The organism is Micromonospora sp. U21, from assembly GCF_018070045.1.
Lineage (GTDB): Bacteria > Actinomycetota > Actinomycetes > Mycobacteriales > Micromonosporaceae > Micromonospora.
In genome coordinates this window covers 68,086-83,292 of sequence record NZ_JAGPYK010000016.1, presented here as the reverse complement: position 1 = coordinate 83,292, position 15,207 = coordinate 68,086, and the positions used below count along the sequence as shown (strand labels likewise).

At 71.6% G+C, this 15,207-nt stretch carries 12 protein-coding genes and 1 pseudogene; 4 read left to right on the top strand and 9 right to left on the bottom strand.

Annotation, left to right across the window (positions count from 1 at the left end):
• Positions 1-77 precede the first annotated feature (77 nt).
• From KBX63_RS21050 to KBX63_RS21015, 8 genes are all read right to left on the bottom strand, one after another.
• Positions 78-689, bottom strand: a complete 612-nt coding sequence (locus KBX63_RS21050) for a TetR/AcrR family transcriptional regulator (protein WP_210913331.1) — start codon at positions 687-689, stop codon at positions 78-80.
• An 85-nt stretch (positions 690-774) separates the two neighbouring features.
• Positions 775-1,542 carry an SDR family oxidoreductase gene (locus tag KBX63_RS21045; protein ID WP_210913228.1) on the bottom strand — a complete coding sequence of 256 codons (768 nt, stop codon included), beginning with the start codon at positions 1,540-1,542 and terminating at the stop codon, positions 775-777.
• A gap of 199 nt (positions 1,543-1,741) precedes the next feature.
• Positions 1,742-3,028 carry an ABC transporter substrate-binding protein gene (locus KBX63_RS21040; protein WP_210913226.1) on the bottom strand — a complete coding sequence of 429 codons (1,287 nt, stop codon included), beginning with the start codon at positions 3,026-3,028 and terminating at the stop codon, positions 1,742-1,744.
• Positions 3,029-3,113: 85 nt separating this feature from the next.
• Positions 3,114-4,226 carry a branched-chain amino acid ABC transporter permease gene (locus tag KBX63_RS21035; RefSeq protein ID WP_210913224.1) on the bottom strand — a complete coding sequence of 371 codons (1,113 nt, stop codon included), beginning with the start codon at positions 4,224-4,226 and terminating at the stop codon, positions 3,114-3,116.
• Entirely contained in the window at positions 4,223-5,101 is an 879-nt protein-coding gene (locus KBX63_RS21030) for a branched-chain amino acid ABC transporter permease (RefSeq protein WP_210913222.1), read from the bottom strand. The genes KBX63_RS21035 and KBX63_RS21030 overlap by 4 nt, the downstream gene beginning before the upstream one ends.
• A gap of 27 nt (positions 5,102-5,128) precedes the next feature.
• Positions 5,129-5,851, bottom strand: coding sequence for an ABC transporter ATP-binding protein (locus tag KBX63_RS21025; RefSeq protein WP_210913220.1), 723 nt, complete (start codon positions 5,849-5,851; stop codon positions 5,129-5,131).
• Positions 5,852-6,033: 182 nt separating this feature from the next.
• Positions 6,034-6,819 carry an ABC transporter ATP-binding protein gene (locus KBX63_RS21020; protein WP_210913218.1) on the bottom strand — a complete coding sequence of 262 codons (786 nt, stop codon included), beginning with the start codon at positions 6,817-6,819 and terminating at the stop codon, positions 6,034-6,036.
• Between the two features lie 139 nt (positions 6,820-6,958).
• On the bottom strand, positions 6,959-7,858 hold the full coding sequence (locus KBX63_RS21015) for an alpha/beta hydrolase (RefSeq protein ID WP_210913216.1): 900 nt from the start codon (positions 7,856-7,858) through the stop codon (positions 6,959-6,961).
• Positions 7,859-8,118: 260 nt separating this feature from the next.
• Here KBX63_RS21015 and KBX63_RS21010 point away from each other — a divergent pair.
• Positions 8,119-10,380 (top strand): annotated as a pseudogene (locus tag KBX63_RS21010) (catalase).
• A gap of 524 nt (positions 10,381-10,904) precedes the next feature.
• Here the strand turns inward: KBX63_RS21010 and KBX63_RS21005 are convergent.
• Positions 10,905-11,780, bottom strand: coding sequence for an LLM class F420-dependent oxidoreductase (locus tag KBX63_RS21005; protein WP_210913214.1), 876 nt, complete (start codon positions 11,778-11,780; stop codon positions 10,905-10,907).
• A 104-nt stretch (positions 11,781-11,884) separates the two neighbouring features.
• Here KBX63_RS21005 and KBX63_RS21000 point away from each other — a divergent pair, with 104 nt between their 5' ends.
• From KBX63_RS21000 to KBX63_RS20990, 3 genes are read left to right on the top strand one after another with little or no spacing between them, the layout of a single operon-like run.
• Positions 11,885-13,036 carry an acyltransferase gene (locus tag KBX63_RS21000; RefSeq protein ID WP_210913212.1) on the top strand — a complete coding sequence of 384 codons (1,152 nt, stop codon included), beginning with the start codon at positions 11,885-11,887 and terminating at the stop codon, positions 13,034-13,036.
• Positions 13,033-14,172 carry an alanine racemase gene (alr, locus tag KBX63_RS20995; RefSeq protein ID WP_210913210.1) on the top strand — a complete coding sequence of 380 codons (1,140 nt, stop codon included), beginning with the start codon at positions 13,033-13,035 and terminating at the stop codon, positions 14,170-14,172. The genes KBX63_RS21000 and alr overlap by 4 nt, the downstream gene beginning before the upstream one ends.
• Positions 14,172-15,194 carry a D-alanine--D-alanine ligase family protein gene (locus KBX63_RS20990; RefSeq protein WP_210913208.1) on the top strand — a complete coding sequence of 341 codons (1,023 nt, stop codon included), beginning with the start codon at positions 14,172-14,174 and terminating at the stop codon, positions 15,192-15,194. The genes alr and KBX63_RS20990 overlap by 1 nt, the downstream gene beginning before the upstream one ends.
• Positions 15,195-15,207 lie beyond the last annotated feature (13 nt).

The following is a 15,207-nucleotide window of genomic DNA, read 5'->3' as shown; positions in this document are numbered from 1 at the left end:
TGCAGTAACCATGTATTCAGTGTCACCTATCGGTAACCGGATGGAAAGAGGTGGGCGACCTTCGTACCGGGCTGCGCTCAGCCGGCCGTCACCTCGGCCAGCAGGGCGCCCACCGTGCGGGCCATGACGCCGCGGGCCTGGTCCACGCTCAGCTCCAGGCCGTCGCGCAACATCGACCAGGCAGGCCACATGCTGGCCGCCACCAGTGCGTTGAGCAGCTGCCCCCGGCCCCGCCCGGCCTGCGCCAGCTCGGCGGCGAAGAGCTGCTCGACCTCATCTCGGACCCGGTCGATGTGCTTGAGGCGGTTGCGGTGCAACTGGTCCGAGACCGGCTCGCGCATCTGTGCGGCCCGCGCCGACGGCGCGATGAGCTGGAGCAGCCGGGCCCGTTGCCGGCAGTACGCGTCGATCCGCTTCGCCAGCGGCAGCCCTGAGGAGATCGGCCGGTAGGCAGCGTCCTGCTGGCGGAGCACCTCGGCGCCGCTCGCCTCGAAGAGCGTCTCCATGTCCTTGAAGTTGGTCCAGAGGGTGCGCAGCGAGATGCCGGCCCGCTCGGCGATGCGCTCCCCGGTCGGCCGGAGGTCACCCTCGGAGATGAGCGCGAGGTGCGCCTCGACGATGGCCACACGGGTGCGCTCGGCCCGCGCGGTCCGCCCGTCGACCCGGCCCGCGACCTCGACCCCGTCCATCCGCCCCCGCCCCTTCACCGCCATGACGTCCCCCGACGCACCGCCGAGTCTAGACAAACGGTGATCATCGGTACCCGGGCCGCCGTCACCCGGCGCGGCCGGTCAGCGTGACGCCGCCGTCGCAGACGATGGTCTGCCCGGTGATCCAGGCGGCGTCGGCGGAGGCCAGGAAGGCGACCACGCCGGCCACGTCCTGCGGCAGGCCGAGCCGCCCGAGCGGGTACCGTGCGGCGACCTCGTCCTCCCGGCCCTCGTACAGCGCGGAGGCGAAGCGGGTCTTCACCACCCCGGGCGCGACGGCGTTGACCCGGACCGTTGGCCCCAGCTCCGCGGCGAGGCTGGCGGTGAGGTGGTTGAGCGCGGCCTTGCTCACCCCGTAGAAGGCGATGCCGGGCGACGGGCCGAGGCCGGCGATCGACGAGATGTTGACGACGCAGCCACCCCGGTCGGCCATACCGGCGGCGCACACCTCCTGCACCCAGCCGAGCGCGGCGACCAGGTTGACGTCGAGGATCTTGCGCGCCGCCGCCAGGTCCAGCCCCACCAGCGGGCCGCGCACCGGGTTGATGCCGGTGTTGTTGACCAGGAGGTCCACCGGCCCGAACGCCGCGGTGACCTCTCGTACCGCGGCGGCCCGGTGCTCGGCGTCGTCGGCCCGCCCGGGCACGGCCACGGCGTACGCCGGGCCGCCGAGCGCGGTGACCGCCTCGGCCAGCGCCTCCGGACGCCGGGCCGTCAGGCCAACCCGCGCGCCCTCGGCCACCAGCCGCTGGGCGATGGCCAGACCGATCCCCCGACTCGCACCGGTGACGATGGCGACCCGACCCGCGAGCCGACCTGAATCTGCATTCACAGTGCAGATAGTAGGAGCAGCGATCGGTGTCGGTCAACGCCTGGACGGCAGCGGCGGCTCTCGGGCAGGCCGCACTCTCCCACCGCCCGCCGGCAGCCGGATCAGGTGCGGTCAGGGCGGCGGGCAGCCGTACGACCGGGCGTGGTCACGGCGGTGTGCCGCGCGACCACGCCCGGTCGACTGCCGGGCGTACGGGTCGTCAGGAGACGGTCGGCACCCCGTTCGCCGGCGGGGCCACCGGTGCGGCGGTGTACTCGTTGACGGGCCCGTCCGCCTCGTCGGTCTCGTACGCCGGGCCGAAGTAGCTCTGCACTCCCCCGCTCACCCGGCTCAGCCGCTGCCCGCCGTAGCCGGAGTGGTCGTCGGCGGAGAAGCGCAGCGGCACCAGCCCGGGGCCCTGGAAGCCGCCCTTCTGCACGGTCTCGAGCACCTTCTCGCGGGTGAGGTCCTTGCCGGCGGCGAGCAGCACCTGCACGAAGAGGTACCCGACCGACATGCCGTAGACGGTGTTGCCGTCGAACGGCGCGTCCCCGTTGTGCGACTTGTTGATTCTCGTGAAGAGCTGGATCCACGGGTTCGCGGTGTCGTTCTGCATCGGCAGGTAGTTGGTGCCGACCACGCCCTCCAGCAGTGGGGCGGCGGCGCCGAGCTGCTTGGCCAGCGTCGGATGGTCGGCGCCGACGTTGGAGACCAGCCACTGCGGCTTGAAGCCCAGCCGCGCGGCGGTGCCGATGGAGAGCGCGGTGAAGCCGGGCACGGTGGCGAGCATGACGACCTGGCAACCGGCCGCCTTGAACGCGCCGATCTGCGGCGCCACGTTGGTGTTGCTGGTGACATAGGTCTGCTTGACCGCCACGCCCCCCGCGCCCAGCACCTTCTCCACGCCGGCCAGGCTGTCCCGGCCGAAGTCGTCGTCCTGGCCGAGGAAGCAGACCTTCTGGCCGGCCAGGCTCGCCTTGGCGTAGTTGGCAAGGATCTTGCCCTCGACCGTGTAGTCGGGGTTGAAGCCGAACGTGCCGGGATACTTGTCCGGCTGGTCCCAGCTGCGGCTGCCGGACGCGACGAAGAGGTCGGGCACCCGGTTGCTCTTGAGGAAGTCGAGCACGCCGGTGTGCGTCGGCGTACCGAGGCCGTTGAGGATGGCGAAGACCTTGTCCTGCAGGACGAGCTGGCGAACCACCTGCTGCGTGTTCGCCGGGTTGTAGCCGTCGTCCATGATCTTGTAGGTGATCTTCCGACCGTGCACGCCGCCGTTGGCGTTGACGTAGTCGAAGTACGCCTTCGTCGCCGGGGCGATCTTGGAGTAGCCGGCCGAGGCCGGTCCGGTGAGCGGCATGTGGGTGCCGACGACGATCTCGGTGTCGGTGACGCCCGGCACCGATCCCCCGCCGGGACCGGAACCGTCGTCGCCGCTGCAACCGACGGTGGTGATCAGCAGAGCGATGGTGCTGGCGATCGCAAGACCGCGTCGTGCCGTACGGTGCATCGGAAACACCGACCTTTCTCGGTCCGGTTCTCAAATCGAACGGTTTGGTGGTGGGGCGCCCGGCCGAGGCCGGACAGGGGACAGCTCAGGACCGCCGGGCAGGCCAGCGCGCCAGCAGGGCCCGGCCGACACGCGACAGCAGACCCTGCACGCCGCCGGGTGCGGCGATCATGACGACGATCAGGGTGACTCCGAAGATCGCCAGCGGGAGGTTGCCCTCCAGCCGCTGCGCCACCGCGGGCGAGAGCGTCAGCAGCTCGGTCGCGGAATGGGTGAGATCGGGCAGGGCGACGAGCAGGACGGCCCCCCACAGCGCGCCGGTGAGACGACCCAGACCGCCGATCACCACGGCCATCAGCAGGAAGAGCGACAGCGTCAGCGAGAACGCGCCGGGCGAGACGCTCTGCGCCAGCACCGCGAGCAGGGCGCCGCCTAGGCCGGCGGTGGCAGCACTGACCACGAACGCGAGGACCTGGGTGCGGGCCACGTGGATGCCGGCGAGGCGGGCGGCCACCTCGTCGTCACGGACCGCCCGGAAGGTACGCCCGAAACGGCTGCGGATCAGGTTCGCCAGCAGCAGCAGGGCGAGCAGGGTGGCCGCCCCGGCGAGCCAGAGCTGCCACCGCTCATAGGGGAAGTAGGGGCCGAGCGAAGCCGGCGGTGGCTCCACCGGCACCGACAGCCCCTGCTCACCGTTGAAGACGCCGTCGAAGGTGACGGCGAGCGCCGGCACGACGACGGCCACGGCGAGGGTGACCCCGGCCAGGTAGGGGCCGCGCAGCCGGGCCGCGGCGACGCCGACCACCGCGCCGACCACGACCGTGCTGAGGATCGCCGCGCCGAGCGAGAGCGGCAGCAGCCAACCACCGGTCATCCCCCGGTCGGCGAACGCGTTCTGGCAGAAGGCCACGGTGTACGCGCCGGTCGCCATCAACGCGCCGTGACCGAGCGAGAGTTGACCGTTGAGCCCGGTGAGGACGGTCAGCCCGGCGGTGGCGCAGAGGTAGGCGGCCACAGTGGCGAGCTGGAAGTTGCGGAACGGCTCGACCGCGTAGCTGATCCCGACCAGCAGCAGCCCGGCGGCGAGCGCGAAGGCGAGGTGGCGCAGCAGGGTGGAGCCGCGTCGCCGGTCGACCGGACGCTCGCTGGCGCCGGCCGGCTCGCGCGTCGGCGGCAGGGCCGCCCGGGTGGCGCTCACACCCGCCTCGCCGCGACCGGGGCGAACAGCCCACCGGGCCGGACCAGCAGCACCGCCAGCAGCAGGACCAGCACCGCCAGTGGGGTGAGGTCACTGCCGGCATAGCCGCTGACGTAGGAGAGCAGCAGACCCACCACGAGGCCGCCGACGACCGCCCCTGGGGGACTGTCCAGACCGCCGACCACCGCCACGGTGAACGCCGAGACGAAGACCAGGTCCATCGCGTGCGGGTGCAGGCCCAGCTCGGTGGGAATGACCAGCATGGCGGCCAGCGCGCCCACGCCCGAGGCGAGCGCCCAGCCGAGGGTCAGCATGCCACCGACGTTGACCCCGAGCAGGCGGGAGACCTCGGGGGCGAAGGCCGCCGCCCGCATCCGCAGCCCGACCGGAGTACGGGCGAACATCCAGGCCAGCCCACTGACCACCACCCCGATCGCCGCGAAGACGAACAGGTCGTACGGCGACAGCACGGCGACCCCGCCCACGCTGAGCGCGGACCGGCTGAACGGCGCCTCGGCGGGCCGGAACTCGCTGCCGTACACCATGCCCAGAACGGCCTGGATCAGCAGCACCAGCCCGAGCGCGACGATCACCGGGTTGAGCGGCGACGTGTGGTCGACGAAGCGCATCACCGCGCGGTCCACCAGCGCGCCGAGCAGCAGCCCGACGACGATCGCGACCACGAAGCCGAGCCAGTACGAGCCGGTCTGCGCGGCCACGGTGTAGGCGACGTACGCGGCGGCGACGGCCATCGCCCCCTGGGCGAAGTTGACGACCCGCGCCGCCCGCCAGATGAGCACCAGGGCCAGCGCGAACGCGGCGTAGACCGCACCGCGGGACAGGCCGTCGACGGTGAGGAAGACGAAGCGGTCCAACAGTTCTCCCTCCCGGGGACGAGGTGGTCAGAAACCGAGGTAGGCGTGCCGCAGCTCGACGTCGTCGCGCAGTTCGGCCGCCGGCGCGGCGGTGACCACCCGGCCGAGGGCCATCACCACGCCCTGGTCGGCGACGGCGAGCGCGCTGCGCACGTTCTGCTCGACCAGCAGCACGGTCAGGCCGGTCTGGTCGCGCAGTTGGCGGAGCAGAGCCATCGTCCGGGCGACCACCCGCGGCGCCAGGCCGAGCGACGGCTCGTCGAGCAGGAGCAGCCGGGGCCGGCCGACCAACGCCCGGCCGAGCGCGAGCATCTGCCGCTCGCCACCGGAGAGCTGATGGCCGAGGTGCCGACGGCGCCGGGCCAGCGGCTCGAAGAGCTGGTAGACCTCGTCGAGGGCGCGGCCGGCGTCGGCCCGGTCGCGTCGCCACAGCCCGCCGAGCCGCAGGTTCTCGTCGACGGTGAGCTCGCTGATCACACCCCGCCCCTCCGGCACGTGCGCCATGCCACGCCGGACGAGCTGCTCCACGGGCGTGCCGCGCAGGTCCTCCCCGGCGAGGAGGACCTGACCAGCGGCCGGACGGATCATGCCGGAGAGCGCGCGCAGCAGGGTGGTCTTGCCGGCGCCGTTCGCGCCGACGACCGCGGCGATGGTGCCGGCCGGGACGGTGAGATCGATGGCCTGCAGCACGGGCGCGGCACCGTAGCCGGCCACCAACCCGCGCACCACGAGCAGGTCGGTGGCGCTCACGCGGTGCCGCCTTTCGTTCGCGACTGCGGGGCTCGCAGACCCGGCTCACTCCTCGCGCTCACGCCGCACCGCCTTTCGTTCGCGACTGCGGGGCTCGCAGATCCGGCTCACTCCTCGCGCTCACGCCGCACCGCCTTTCGTTCGCGACTGCGGGGCTCGCAGATCCGGCTCACTCCTCGCGCTCACGCGGTGACCTCGTCGACAGTGGCTCCCAGATAGGCGTCGGTGACCGCCGGGTCGTCGCGGATCTCGTCGGGCGTGCCGGCGGCGATCACCTTGCCGAAGTCCAGCACCACGATCTCGTCGCAGACAGCCATCACCAGGTCCATGTGGTGCTCGACCAGCAGCACCGCGCAAGGGTCGGCGTCCCGCCGGGGCAACTGCCGGACCAGCTCCGCCAGCTCGGTGATGTCGTCGTCACCGAGGCCGCCGGCGGGTTCGTCGAGCAGGAGCAGCCGGGGCCGGGCGGCGAGCGCACGGGCCAGGGCGACCCGCTGCCGTACGGCGAAGGGCAGCGTGGTCGGCGCGGCGTCGGCGTGCCCGGCGATGCCCAGGTCGTCCAGAATGTCCAGGGCGTGCTGGCGCAGCCGCCGCTCGTCGCGGTCGCTGCTGGGCAGACCGAGCAGCGCCGGGACGAAGCCGGCCCGTGCGGTGTGCGAGGCGCCGGTCATCACGTTCTCCAGCACGGTCAGCCCGGCGAAGAGCCCGGTCCCCTGCAGGGTCCGGGCGATGCCGAGCCGGGTCAGCCGGTGTGGCCGCGGCCGCAGCGGCCGGCCGTCGAGGGTGAGCGAACCCGTCTCCGGCGCGACGAAGCCGCAGATCACGTTGAACAGCGTGGTCTTGCCGGCGCCGTTGGGCCCGATAACGCCCACCACCTGGTTGGGTGCCACCCGCAGCGAAACGTCGTCGAGGGCGGTGAGGCCGCCGAAACGTACGCCGATGTGGTGCAGTTCGAGACCGCCCTCCATCACCCATCCCTCTGTTGTGGCGGGTGTTATTTACACTCGCAGTGTACGTTTCTCGGGTACCGCGTCAAGACCTTCAATGCCCCCTGTCGCCTGCGCGCGGAAGGGGCGGCCGCCACCGGCGACCGCCCCGGGATCGCGATCAGGAACTGGGGCAGGTGTTGCGGTACTCCTGGATCTGCAGGCCGCTCGGGCCGGGGCAGACGAACTGCTCGTAGCGGGTGTCGTTGTCGACGAACCTCTTCAGCCAGGCCACCATCTGCCGTGCGGTCGGCGTGTTCACCGTCTGCGGGAAGAAGTGGCTCGCCCCGTTCAGCTCCAGGTACGCCTTCTCGGCGGACGCCGGGATGCTGTTGTAGAAGGGTTCCGAGTGCGACGAGACCGGCGCGACGGTGTCGCTCTCGCCACCGATGATCAGCGTGGGCACCCGGAGCTCGGACCAGCTCTTGTCCGTGTTCCACGGCGCGAGCGGCACCGCGGCCTGCAGCGACGGCCGCGTCGAGGCCGCCTCCAGGCTTCCGCCGCCGCCCATCGAGTGGCCGGCCACCGCGAGTCGACTGCTGTCGATCCGGGTACGCACCGAGCTGCGCTGGACCAGGTAGTCCAGCGCGGCGAGTAGTTGGCGGCCCCTGCTGTCCGGCTGGTCCAGCCGACTGTTGGTCTCGATGCCGATCACCACGAAGCCGTGCGAGGCGAGCCGCGGCCCGAGCCAGCTGATGCTGGACCACGCGGCGGTGAAGCCCGGCGAGATGGCGATGGCGCCGAAGGTGCCCTCGCTGGTGCTGGTCGGGTAGTAGATGACGCCGCCGCCGAAGCCGGTGACGCTGAGCGAGGACACGTTCTGCGAGGACGTGGCGAACGGACCGCGGCTGGCCTCCAGGATCGCGGTGGTCGGGGCGGGGCCCCGCTCGTACGGGTTCTCCGCCGCCTGGGCGACGCCGGAGGGACCGGCCAGGACGCCGCCGGCGACCAGGGCGGCCAGCGCGAGCCGGGCGGCTCGGACGGCCACGGAACGGGGACGGGTGGTGGTTGGTGACGACACGTCAGGCACTCCCTAGAGTCGAGGGATATCGACGTGCGTCAGTTTTGGCGTCCCCGCCCGGTCACCGCATCGGTGAAATCACCAGTCCCGAGGGTCGACCCGGCAACGAGCCCGGCGCGACCACCACGACGCGGTGCTCACATTCGGACCCCCTCGCCCGCGGTGATCGCGCGGCGGGACGTTTGATGCGTTTTGACCCTCTGGCCAGGGGTAGGGAGTCGAGAGCCTGCTCGCAAACGCTCCATGGAGGGGTTCGTTCAGTGGATTCCAGCAAGCCCGCCGAGGCGGTCAAGAACGCCGTCAAGACAGCCTCAGAGAAGATCGCCGACATCCTGACGCCGGACGTCCCTGGCGCACCGGGCAGCGCGCCGCCAACCGTCGAGGAACCGACGACGCCGCGCGACCCGCTCCCGCCGAAGAAGGAGCAGGGCGCCCCGCAGACCCGCACACCGACCGGAGCGGAGACCGGAGCGCCGACGATCGCGAACGGTCAGCAGGGCGCCTTCCTCACCACCGCGCAGGGAGGGCGGCTCCGCGACACCGACCACTCGCTCAAGGCCGGACCACGCGGCCCGGTCCTGCTCCAGGACCATCACCTGCGCGAGAAGATCACGCACTTCGACCACGAACGCATTCCGGAGCGCGTGGTGCACGCCCGTGGCGCCGGCGCACACGGCGTTTTCACCGCCTACGGCACCGCGGAAGCGGTCACGAGAGCGGGCTTCCTCAAGAAGGGACGGAAGACCGAGGTCTTCGTCCGGTTCTCCACCGTCCTCGGCTCGCGCGGTTCCGCCGACACGGTCCGCGACACGCGCGGTTTCGCGATGAAGTTCTACACCGACGAGGGCACGTTCGACCTGGTCGGCAACAACATCCCGGTCTTCTTCATGTAGGACGCCATCAAGTTCCCCGACATCATCCACGCCGGCAAGCCGCACCCGGACCGGGAGATACCGCAGGCGCAGAGCGCGCACGACACCTTCTGGGACTTCGTCTCGCTGCACACCGAGGCGCAGCACCACGCGCTCTGGAACATGTCCGACCGTGGCATCCCGCGGTCGTACCGGACGATGGAGGGCTTCGGCGTCCACACCTTCCGTCTCGTCAACGAGGCCGGGGAGACGGCGCTGGCCAAGTTCCACTGGAAGCCCAGGCTCGGTGTGCACTCCCTGACCTGGGAGGAGGCACAGATGCTGGGCGGCGTGGACCCGGACTTCCACCGCCGGGACCTCTACGACGCCATCGAGGCCGGCGCGTTTCCGGAATGGGAACTCGGCATCCAGGTCTTCCCCGACACTCCTGAGGAGACCTTCGCCGGGATCGACCTGCTGGATCCGACCAAGATCGTGCCGGAGGAGCTGGCACCGGTGCAGCCCGTCGGGACACTGACGCTCAACCGGACGCCGACGAACTTCTTCGCGGAGACCGAGCAGGTCGCCTTCCACCTCGGTCACCTCCCGCCGGGCATCGACGTCACCAACGACCCGCTGCTGCAGGGCCGGCTGTTCTCGTACGTCGACACGCAGCTGACCCGGCTCGGCGGGCCCAACTTCTCCCAGATTCCGATCAATCGACCGCACGCCCCGGTCAACGACATGCTCCGCGATGGATTCCACCAGCACGCCGTCCACGCGGGGGTCGCGCCGTACCGGCCGAACTCGCTCGACGGCGGCAACCCGTTCCCGGCGGGCGACGACGAACACGCGCTCCTCGACGTGCCGGTGACGGTGGCGGAGGCACCCAAGGTCCGCGCGAACCCGGTCTCGTTCGACGACCACTTCAGCCAGGCGCGCCTGTTCTGGCTGAGCATGTCGCCGGTCGAGAAGGAGCACATCATCCGCGCCTACACCTTCGAGCTCGGCAAGTGCTACCACCAGGCGATCAAGGAACGCCAGCTCCAGTGCCTCGCCAACATCGACCCGGTGCTGTGCGCGCAGGTCGCCACCGGTCTGGGGCTGCCCGCGCCGGAGCCGACCGTGCCGCTCGCCGACGCCACACCCAGCCCGGCACTGTCGCAGGTCGGCGGGGAGTGGCCGGCCGACGGCCGCACGATCGGGATCGTCGTCGACCCCGACACCGACCTTGACGGCGTCAACGAGGTACGCGAAGCCGTGTTCGAGGCCGGCATGGTTCCCCTCCTGATCGCTCCGCACGGCGGCGTGGTGGGTGACCTGCCCGTACAGCGGACCTTCGCCACCGGTCGATCTGTCGAGTTCGACGCGCTCCTGCTGGCCGGGGCGCCGGCGCCCGCACCGGACGCCATCCCCGCCCGCGACGACAAGGCGGGTACGCCGGCCTCGGCGGCCGTGGATCCCCGCGTGCTGCTTCTCGTCGAGGAATGCTGGCGGCACGCCAAGGCGATCGGCGCCTGGGGCCCCGGCGGCTCCGTGCTGAACCAGGCGGGGGTGACCGGCACCCCCGGCGTCGTCACGGCCGGCACCGCCGTCGAAGCCCTGACCGCGGTACGGCAGCTGATGGCCAGACACCGGGTGTGGGAACGGTTCCCCGCCTCGGTCGCCTGAGACCGACCGTTGACGAGGGCTGTCCTCCGGCTCGTCCGGAGGTCAGCCCTCGTCAGCGCGGTTCACCAGGCGTTGTCGGCTCACCTGAACTCGTCCCTGACCTGGAACAGCTCAGGGCAACCGCGCCCTGCGGCTCGTCAGAGGTCATGCTGCGTCCGCCGCCGCCCTTGGAGCGGCAGCGAACTGGATGGCAGGCGCACCATCACGATCCGCGGTCGAACCAGGCGGTGGAATGATTTCCCCGATTGCCACGTCCCGCTGAAACATTCGGTCGCGGGATTTCACACTCGACCCATTCCGTCTTGGCCGAGGAACTCCAGGACTTCACACCGATCGGTAACAGGAATTGGTGACATCTGCGGCACGCCGGAGAGGCTACCTGGCCGGCCGTGACAGCAGTTTTCGACGGATGACGCCGGCCTTTTGTGACTCGGATAATTCCCGTCGACCGCGCCCGACGTCAACGCGCCGGACTGCCACTGACTCGCTTTTCGGGCGCTTGACGGCGTACCACGAGTGCAGAGTCAGCCAATGTCGGCCAGCCGTGGCAGCACCTCGTCGCCGAGCCGTCGGGCGAACTCCACCGGGTGGCGATCCGGCGTGACCTGCACCTCGCTGACCCCGAGCGCGGCGTACGAGGACACCTCGGCGAGGAACGCGTCGACGTCGGCCAGGGGCGGCCGGTGGGCGACCACCGTCTTCTCGATCCTGTCGTAGTCACGGCCCTCCGCGGCGCAGTGCCCGCGCAGCACGTCCAGCTTTCGCGCCACGTCGTCGGCCCCGGCGGCCGTGCCGAACAGGTTGCAGGCGTCGGCGTACCGGGCGACCAGGAGCAGGGTCTTCTTCTCGCCACCGCCGCCGATCATGACGGGCGGATGCGGCCGGCTCAACGGCTGCGGCGAGTTGATCGTCTCGGCGAGCTGGTAGTGCTGCCCGGCGAACGGTCCGTTGTCGTCACTCCACATCTGCCGGACGATGAGCAGCGTCTCCTCCAGCCGCTCGAACCGCTCGGTCATCGGCACCACGGGCACGCCGAGCCCGCGCTGCTCCCGCTCGTACCAGGACGCGCCGATCCCTAGGCGGGCCCGGCCGCCGGAGAGCACGTCGAGCGTCGTCACCGTCTTGGCGAGCAGGCCCGGGTACCGGTACATCACTCCGGTGACCAGCACGCCCAGCGTCATCCGTTGCGTCTTCGCCGCGACGAAGCCCAGCGTGGTGTACGCCTCCAGCATCGGCTCCTCGGCCGCCGCCACCGCCTCCATCTGGAAGAAGTGGTCCATCACCGTGAAGGACGCGACACCGGCCTGCTCGGCGGTGGTGGCCGCCTCGGTCAGGGTCGGTGCGATCGCCGCCGGCTCGGCCGGGGTCGAGTAACTCCAGTAGTGCAGTCCGAGCTTCATCCCTCGCCACCTCCGCACCGAGCCTAGTGGCCCGCCGACATCCATTACCGGTTCATGACAATTCGCGGATCACCCCGGGATATCCGACTGACACCTTCGGTCGGGTGATCCGACAGCCGACATCTACCGACGCCCGGCCACCCGAGCACGAGCCCGACGTGCCGCACGTCCGCCTCCGCCACCGGCGGTACCTGACGCTGTCCCGCCCCACCCCGGGACGACCACACCGAGCGGAGTGGGCCGACGCCGCGAAGGGCGTCAGCATCATCCTGGTCGTCCTGTGGCACGTCGTCGTCAAGGATTACCTGCAGATCGACTGGCACATCGGCGTACCGGTGCCGGGCCTGTGGGGAACGGTCAGTGAGCAGTTCCTGCCGCTGCGGATGCCGCTGTTCTTCACCATCTCCGGCGTCTTCGCGGCGAACGCCGTCCAGCGGCCCTGGCGGGTCGTCGCCCGCAGCCGGATCGCGGGGTTCCTCTACCTGTACGCCGTCTGGCTGCTGATCCACACCGCGGTCCTCGCCGCTGCCCCGGACTTCCCGACCGACCGGGCCAGGTCCGCCCTCGGGCTGCTGGAGCAGCTCACCATCACGCCCTCCAACCTCTGGTACCTGTACGCCCTGGCGCTCTACTTCACGATCGCCAAGGCCGTCCGCCGGGCCCGTCGCCCGCTGGTCCTGGTACCCGCCGCAGCGCTGTCCGCCGTCGCTGCCGCCGGCCTGCTCGACACGCCGGGCAACCGCGCCGGCCTGTACCAGAACCTCATCTTCTTTCTCGCCGGCCTGTACCTGCGATCCCGGATCGAGCGGTGGGCGGCCACCGCCACCGGGCGCCGGCTCGCGGTGACCTCGGGCGCCTACGTCCTCGTGCTCGCCGCGATGGCGGCGGTCGGCGCGCAGCGATGGTTCGGCGTGTGGCCCGTGGTCTCCGTCGTGGCGGTCGCCTTCGGCATCACCGCCGCCGCCCAGCTGGGTCGGTGGCCCGCTCTCAGCAACCGGCTCGCCACGCTCGGCCGCATCACCCTGCCCGTCTACGTCATCCACATGCCGGTGCTGGCGCTGCTGCACCGGCTGCTGCTCGGGCCGGTCTCCGGGCTGGACCGGGTCGGCCAAGGCCTGCTCGTGCTCGGCTACCCGATCCTGCTGAACGGGCTCGTGATCGGCGTGAGCCTGGCCGTCCACCGCGGGCTCCTTGCGGTCCACGCACGCTGGCTGTTCGCCGTCCCCGGCCCCCGGCGGGCGGAGGCGGCCGGATGAGCGCCCTGGGCGAGGCGGTGGTCGACCTCGACGCGATCGCCAGCAACGTGCGGACCATCGCGTCGGTCGTCGGTACGGAGCTGATGGCCGTGGTGAAGGCGGACGGGTTCGGCCATGGCGCGGTGCCGGTCGCACGGGCCGCGCTGCGTGCCGGCGCCGCCTGGCTGGGGGTCACCTCGGCGTCCGAGGCGCTGGCACTGCGCTCGACGGGCATCACCGCACCCACACTGAGCTGGTTGCACCGCCCCGACGACGACTTCGAGCAGTTGATCGCCGCCGGCGTCGACATCGGCGTGTCGACCACGACCCACCTGCACGCTGTCGTCGACGCCGCCCACCGGCTCGGCGTGCCGGCGACGGTGCAGCTCAAGGCGGACACCGGGCTGTCCCGCAACGGGGCCGCCGGCGACGACTGGCCCGAGCTGGTCGGCTGGGCGCGCAAGTACGAGGTGCAGGGCGGGGTCCGGGTGCGCGGCGTGTGGTCGCACCTGACCGACGCCGACGTACCGGGCAGCCCCGGGCTCGGCCCGCAGGTGACGCGCTTCGAGGAGGCGCTGCGGGTCGCCCGGTCCGCCGGCCTCGACCCGGACCTGGTGCACCTGGCCAACTCGGCGGCCGCGCTGGCGGCACCCCGGACCCGCTTCGACCTCTGCCGGATCGGGGTCGCGCTGTACGGCGTGGACCCGTTCGGCGGGACCGGGCCCGGCGAAGCCGGGCTACGCGCCGCCATGACCCTGCGCACGAGCGTGGTCAACGTGAAGCGGGTACCGGCCGGCACCGGTGTCTCCTACGGACCCGGGTACGTGACCGGCGCGCCGACCACCCTGGCCCTGCTGCCGCTCGGTTACGCCGACGGCCTGACCCGGGCCGCCGAGGGCCGCGCCGAGGTGTGGCTGGGCGGCCGGCGTCGCCCGATCGTCGGACGCATCGCCATGGACCAGTGCGTGGTCGACGCGGGCGATCTTCCCGTGGCGATCGGGGATCGCGTCGTGGTGTTCGGCCCCCACCGGGACGACCGCGCCCAACCGACGGTCGCCGAGTGGGCGCGGTGGGCCGGCACGAACCCGCACGAGATCTTGACCGGTGTCGGGGCCCGGGTGGCCCGCGACCACCTCCACGAAAGGGCGGAAACATAATGACGATCCGACTGGCAGTGCTGTACGGCGGGCAGAGCGGCGAGCACGAGGTGTCCCGCCGCTCGGCGGGGAGCATCCTCGCCGGCCTCGACCGGGGCAGGTACCAGGTCACCGAGGTGCTCATCGGTCCGGACGGCGGGTGGCACGTCGACGGCCGTTCGGTGCCACTCCCCCTGGCGCTGCGCGTGTTGCGCGCCCAGGACGTGGTGTTCCCGGCCCTGCACGGCCCGTACGGCGAGGACGGCACCGTCTCGTCGCTGCTGGAATGGCTCGGGGTGCCGTACGTCGGCAACGGCGTCTTCGCCAGCGCGGCCGGCATGGACAAGGGCGTCACCAAGAGGCTGCTCGCCGCGGAGGGCCTGCGGGTCAGCCCCGGGGTGACGCTGCGTCCCGGCGAGGAGCTGTCCCGGGCCGACCAGCGACGGCTGGGCCTGCCGGTGTTCGTCAAGCCCGCCCGCGCGGGATCCAGCCTGGGCGTGGTCCGGGTGACCGACTGGTCGCGACTTCCCGCTGCGCTCGAGCAGGCCCGGGAGGTCGACCCGAAGGTGCTGGTCGAGCAGGGGGCGCGCGGACGGGAGATCGACGTGGCCGTGCTCCAGCATCCCGACGGCCGGGTGCAGGCCGGTCCGCCCCTGGAGATCAGGGTGACCGGCGCCGGCTTCTTCGACTACGACGCGAAGTACGACGGCGGGGCGGTCTTCCAGATCCCCGCCGCGCTCGACCCGGCCACCACCGAGGTGCTCCAGGACCGCGCGATCCGCGCCTTCGACGCCCTCGACTGCCGCGGTCTGCTCCGCGTCGATTTCTTCCTGCCCACGCAGGGGTCCGCCGAGCCCATCGTGAACGAGGTGAACACCTTCCCCGGATTCACCACCGCCTCGCAGTTCCCGCAGATCTGGCAGCAGGCCGGGATCGGGTTCGCCACCCTGCTCGACATCCTGATCGCCGGCGCCCTGGCCGACCAAGGCCGGGTCGGCTCCGTCGGGTTGCCCCGGCCGGCACGGGCGGTCGACCTGGTCTGAGGGGCCGTCGCCC

Coding starts and splice junctions, on each gene's coding strand:
- KBX63_RS21050 (WP_210913331.1), bottom strand. CDS start 689: ATGGACGGGGTCGAGGTCGCGGGCCGGGTCGACGGGCGGACCGCGCGG.
- KBX63_RS21040 (WP_210913226.1), bottom strand. CDS start 3,028: ATGCACCGTACGGCACGACGCGGTCTTGCGATCGCCAGCACCATCGCT.
- KBX63_RS21020 (WP_210913218.1), bottom strand. CDS start 6,819: ATGGAGGGCGGTCTCGAACTGCACCACATCGGCGTACGTTTCGGCGGC.
- KBX63_RS21005 (WP_210913214.1), bottom strand. CDS start 11,780: ATGAAGCTCGGACTGCACTACTGGAGTTACTCGACCCCGGCCGAGCCG.
- alr (WP_210913210.1), top strand. CDS start 13,033: ATGAGCGCCCTGGGCGAGGCGGTGGTCGACCTCGACGCGATCGCCAGC.
- KBX63_RS20990 (WP_210913208.1), top strand. CDS start 14,172: ATGACGATCCGACTGGCAGTGCTGTACGGCGGGCAGAGCGGCGAGCAC.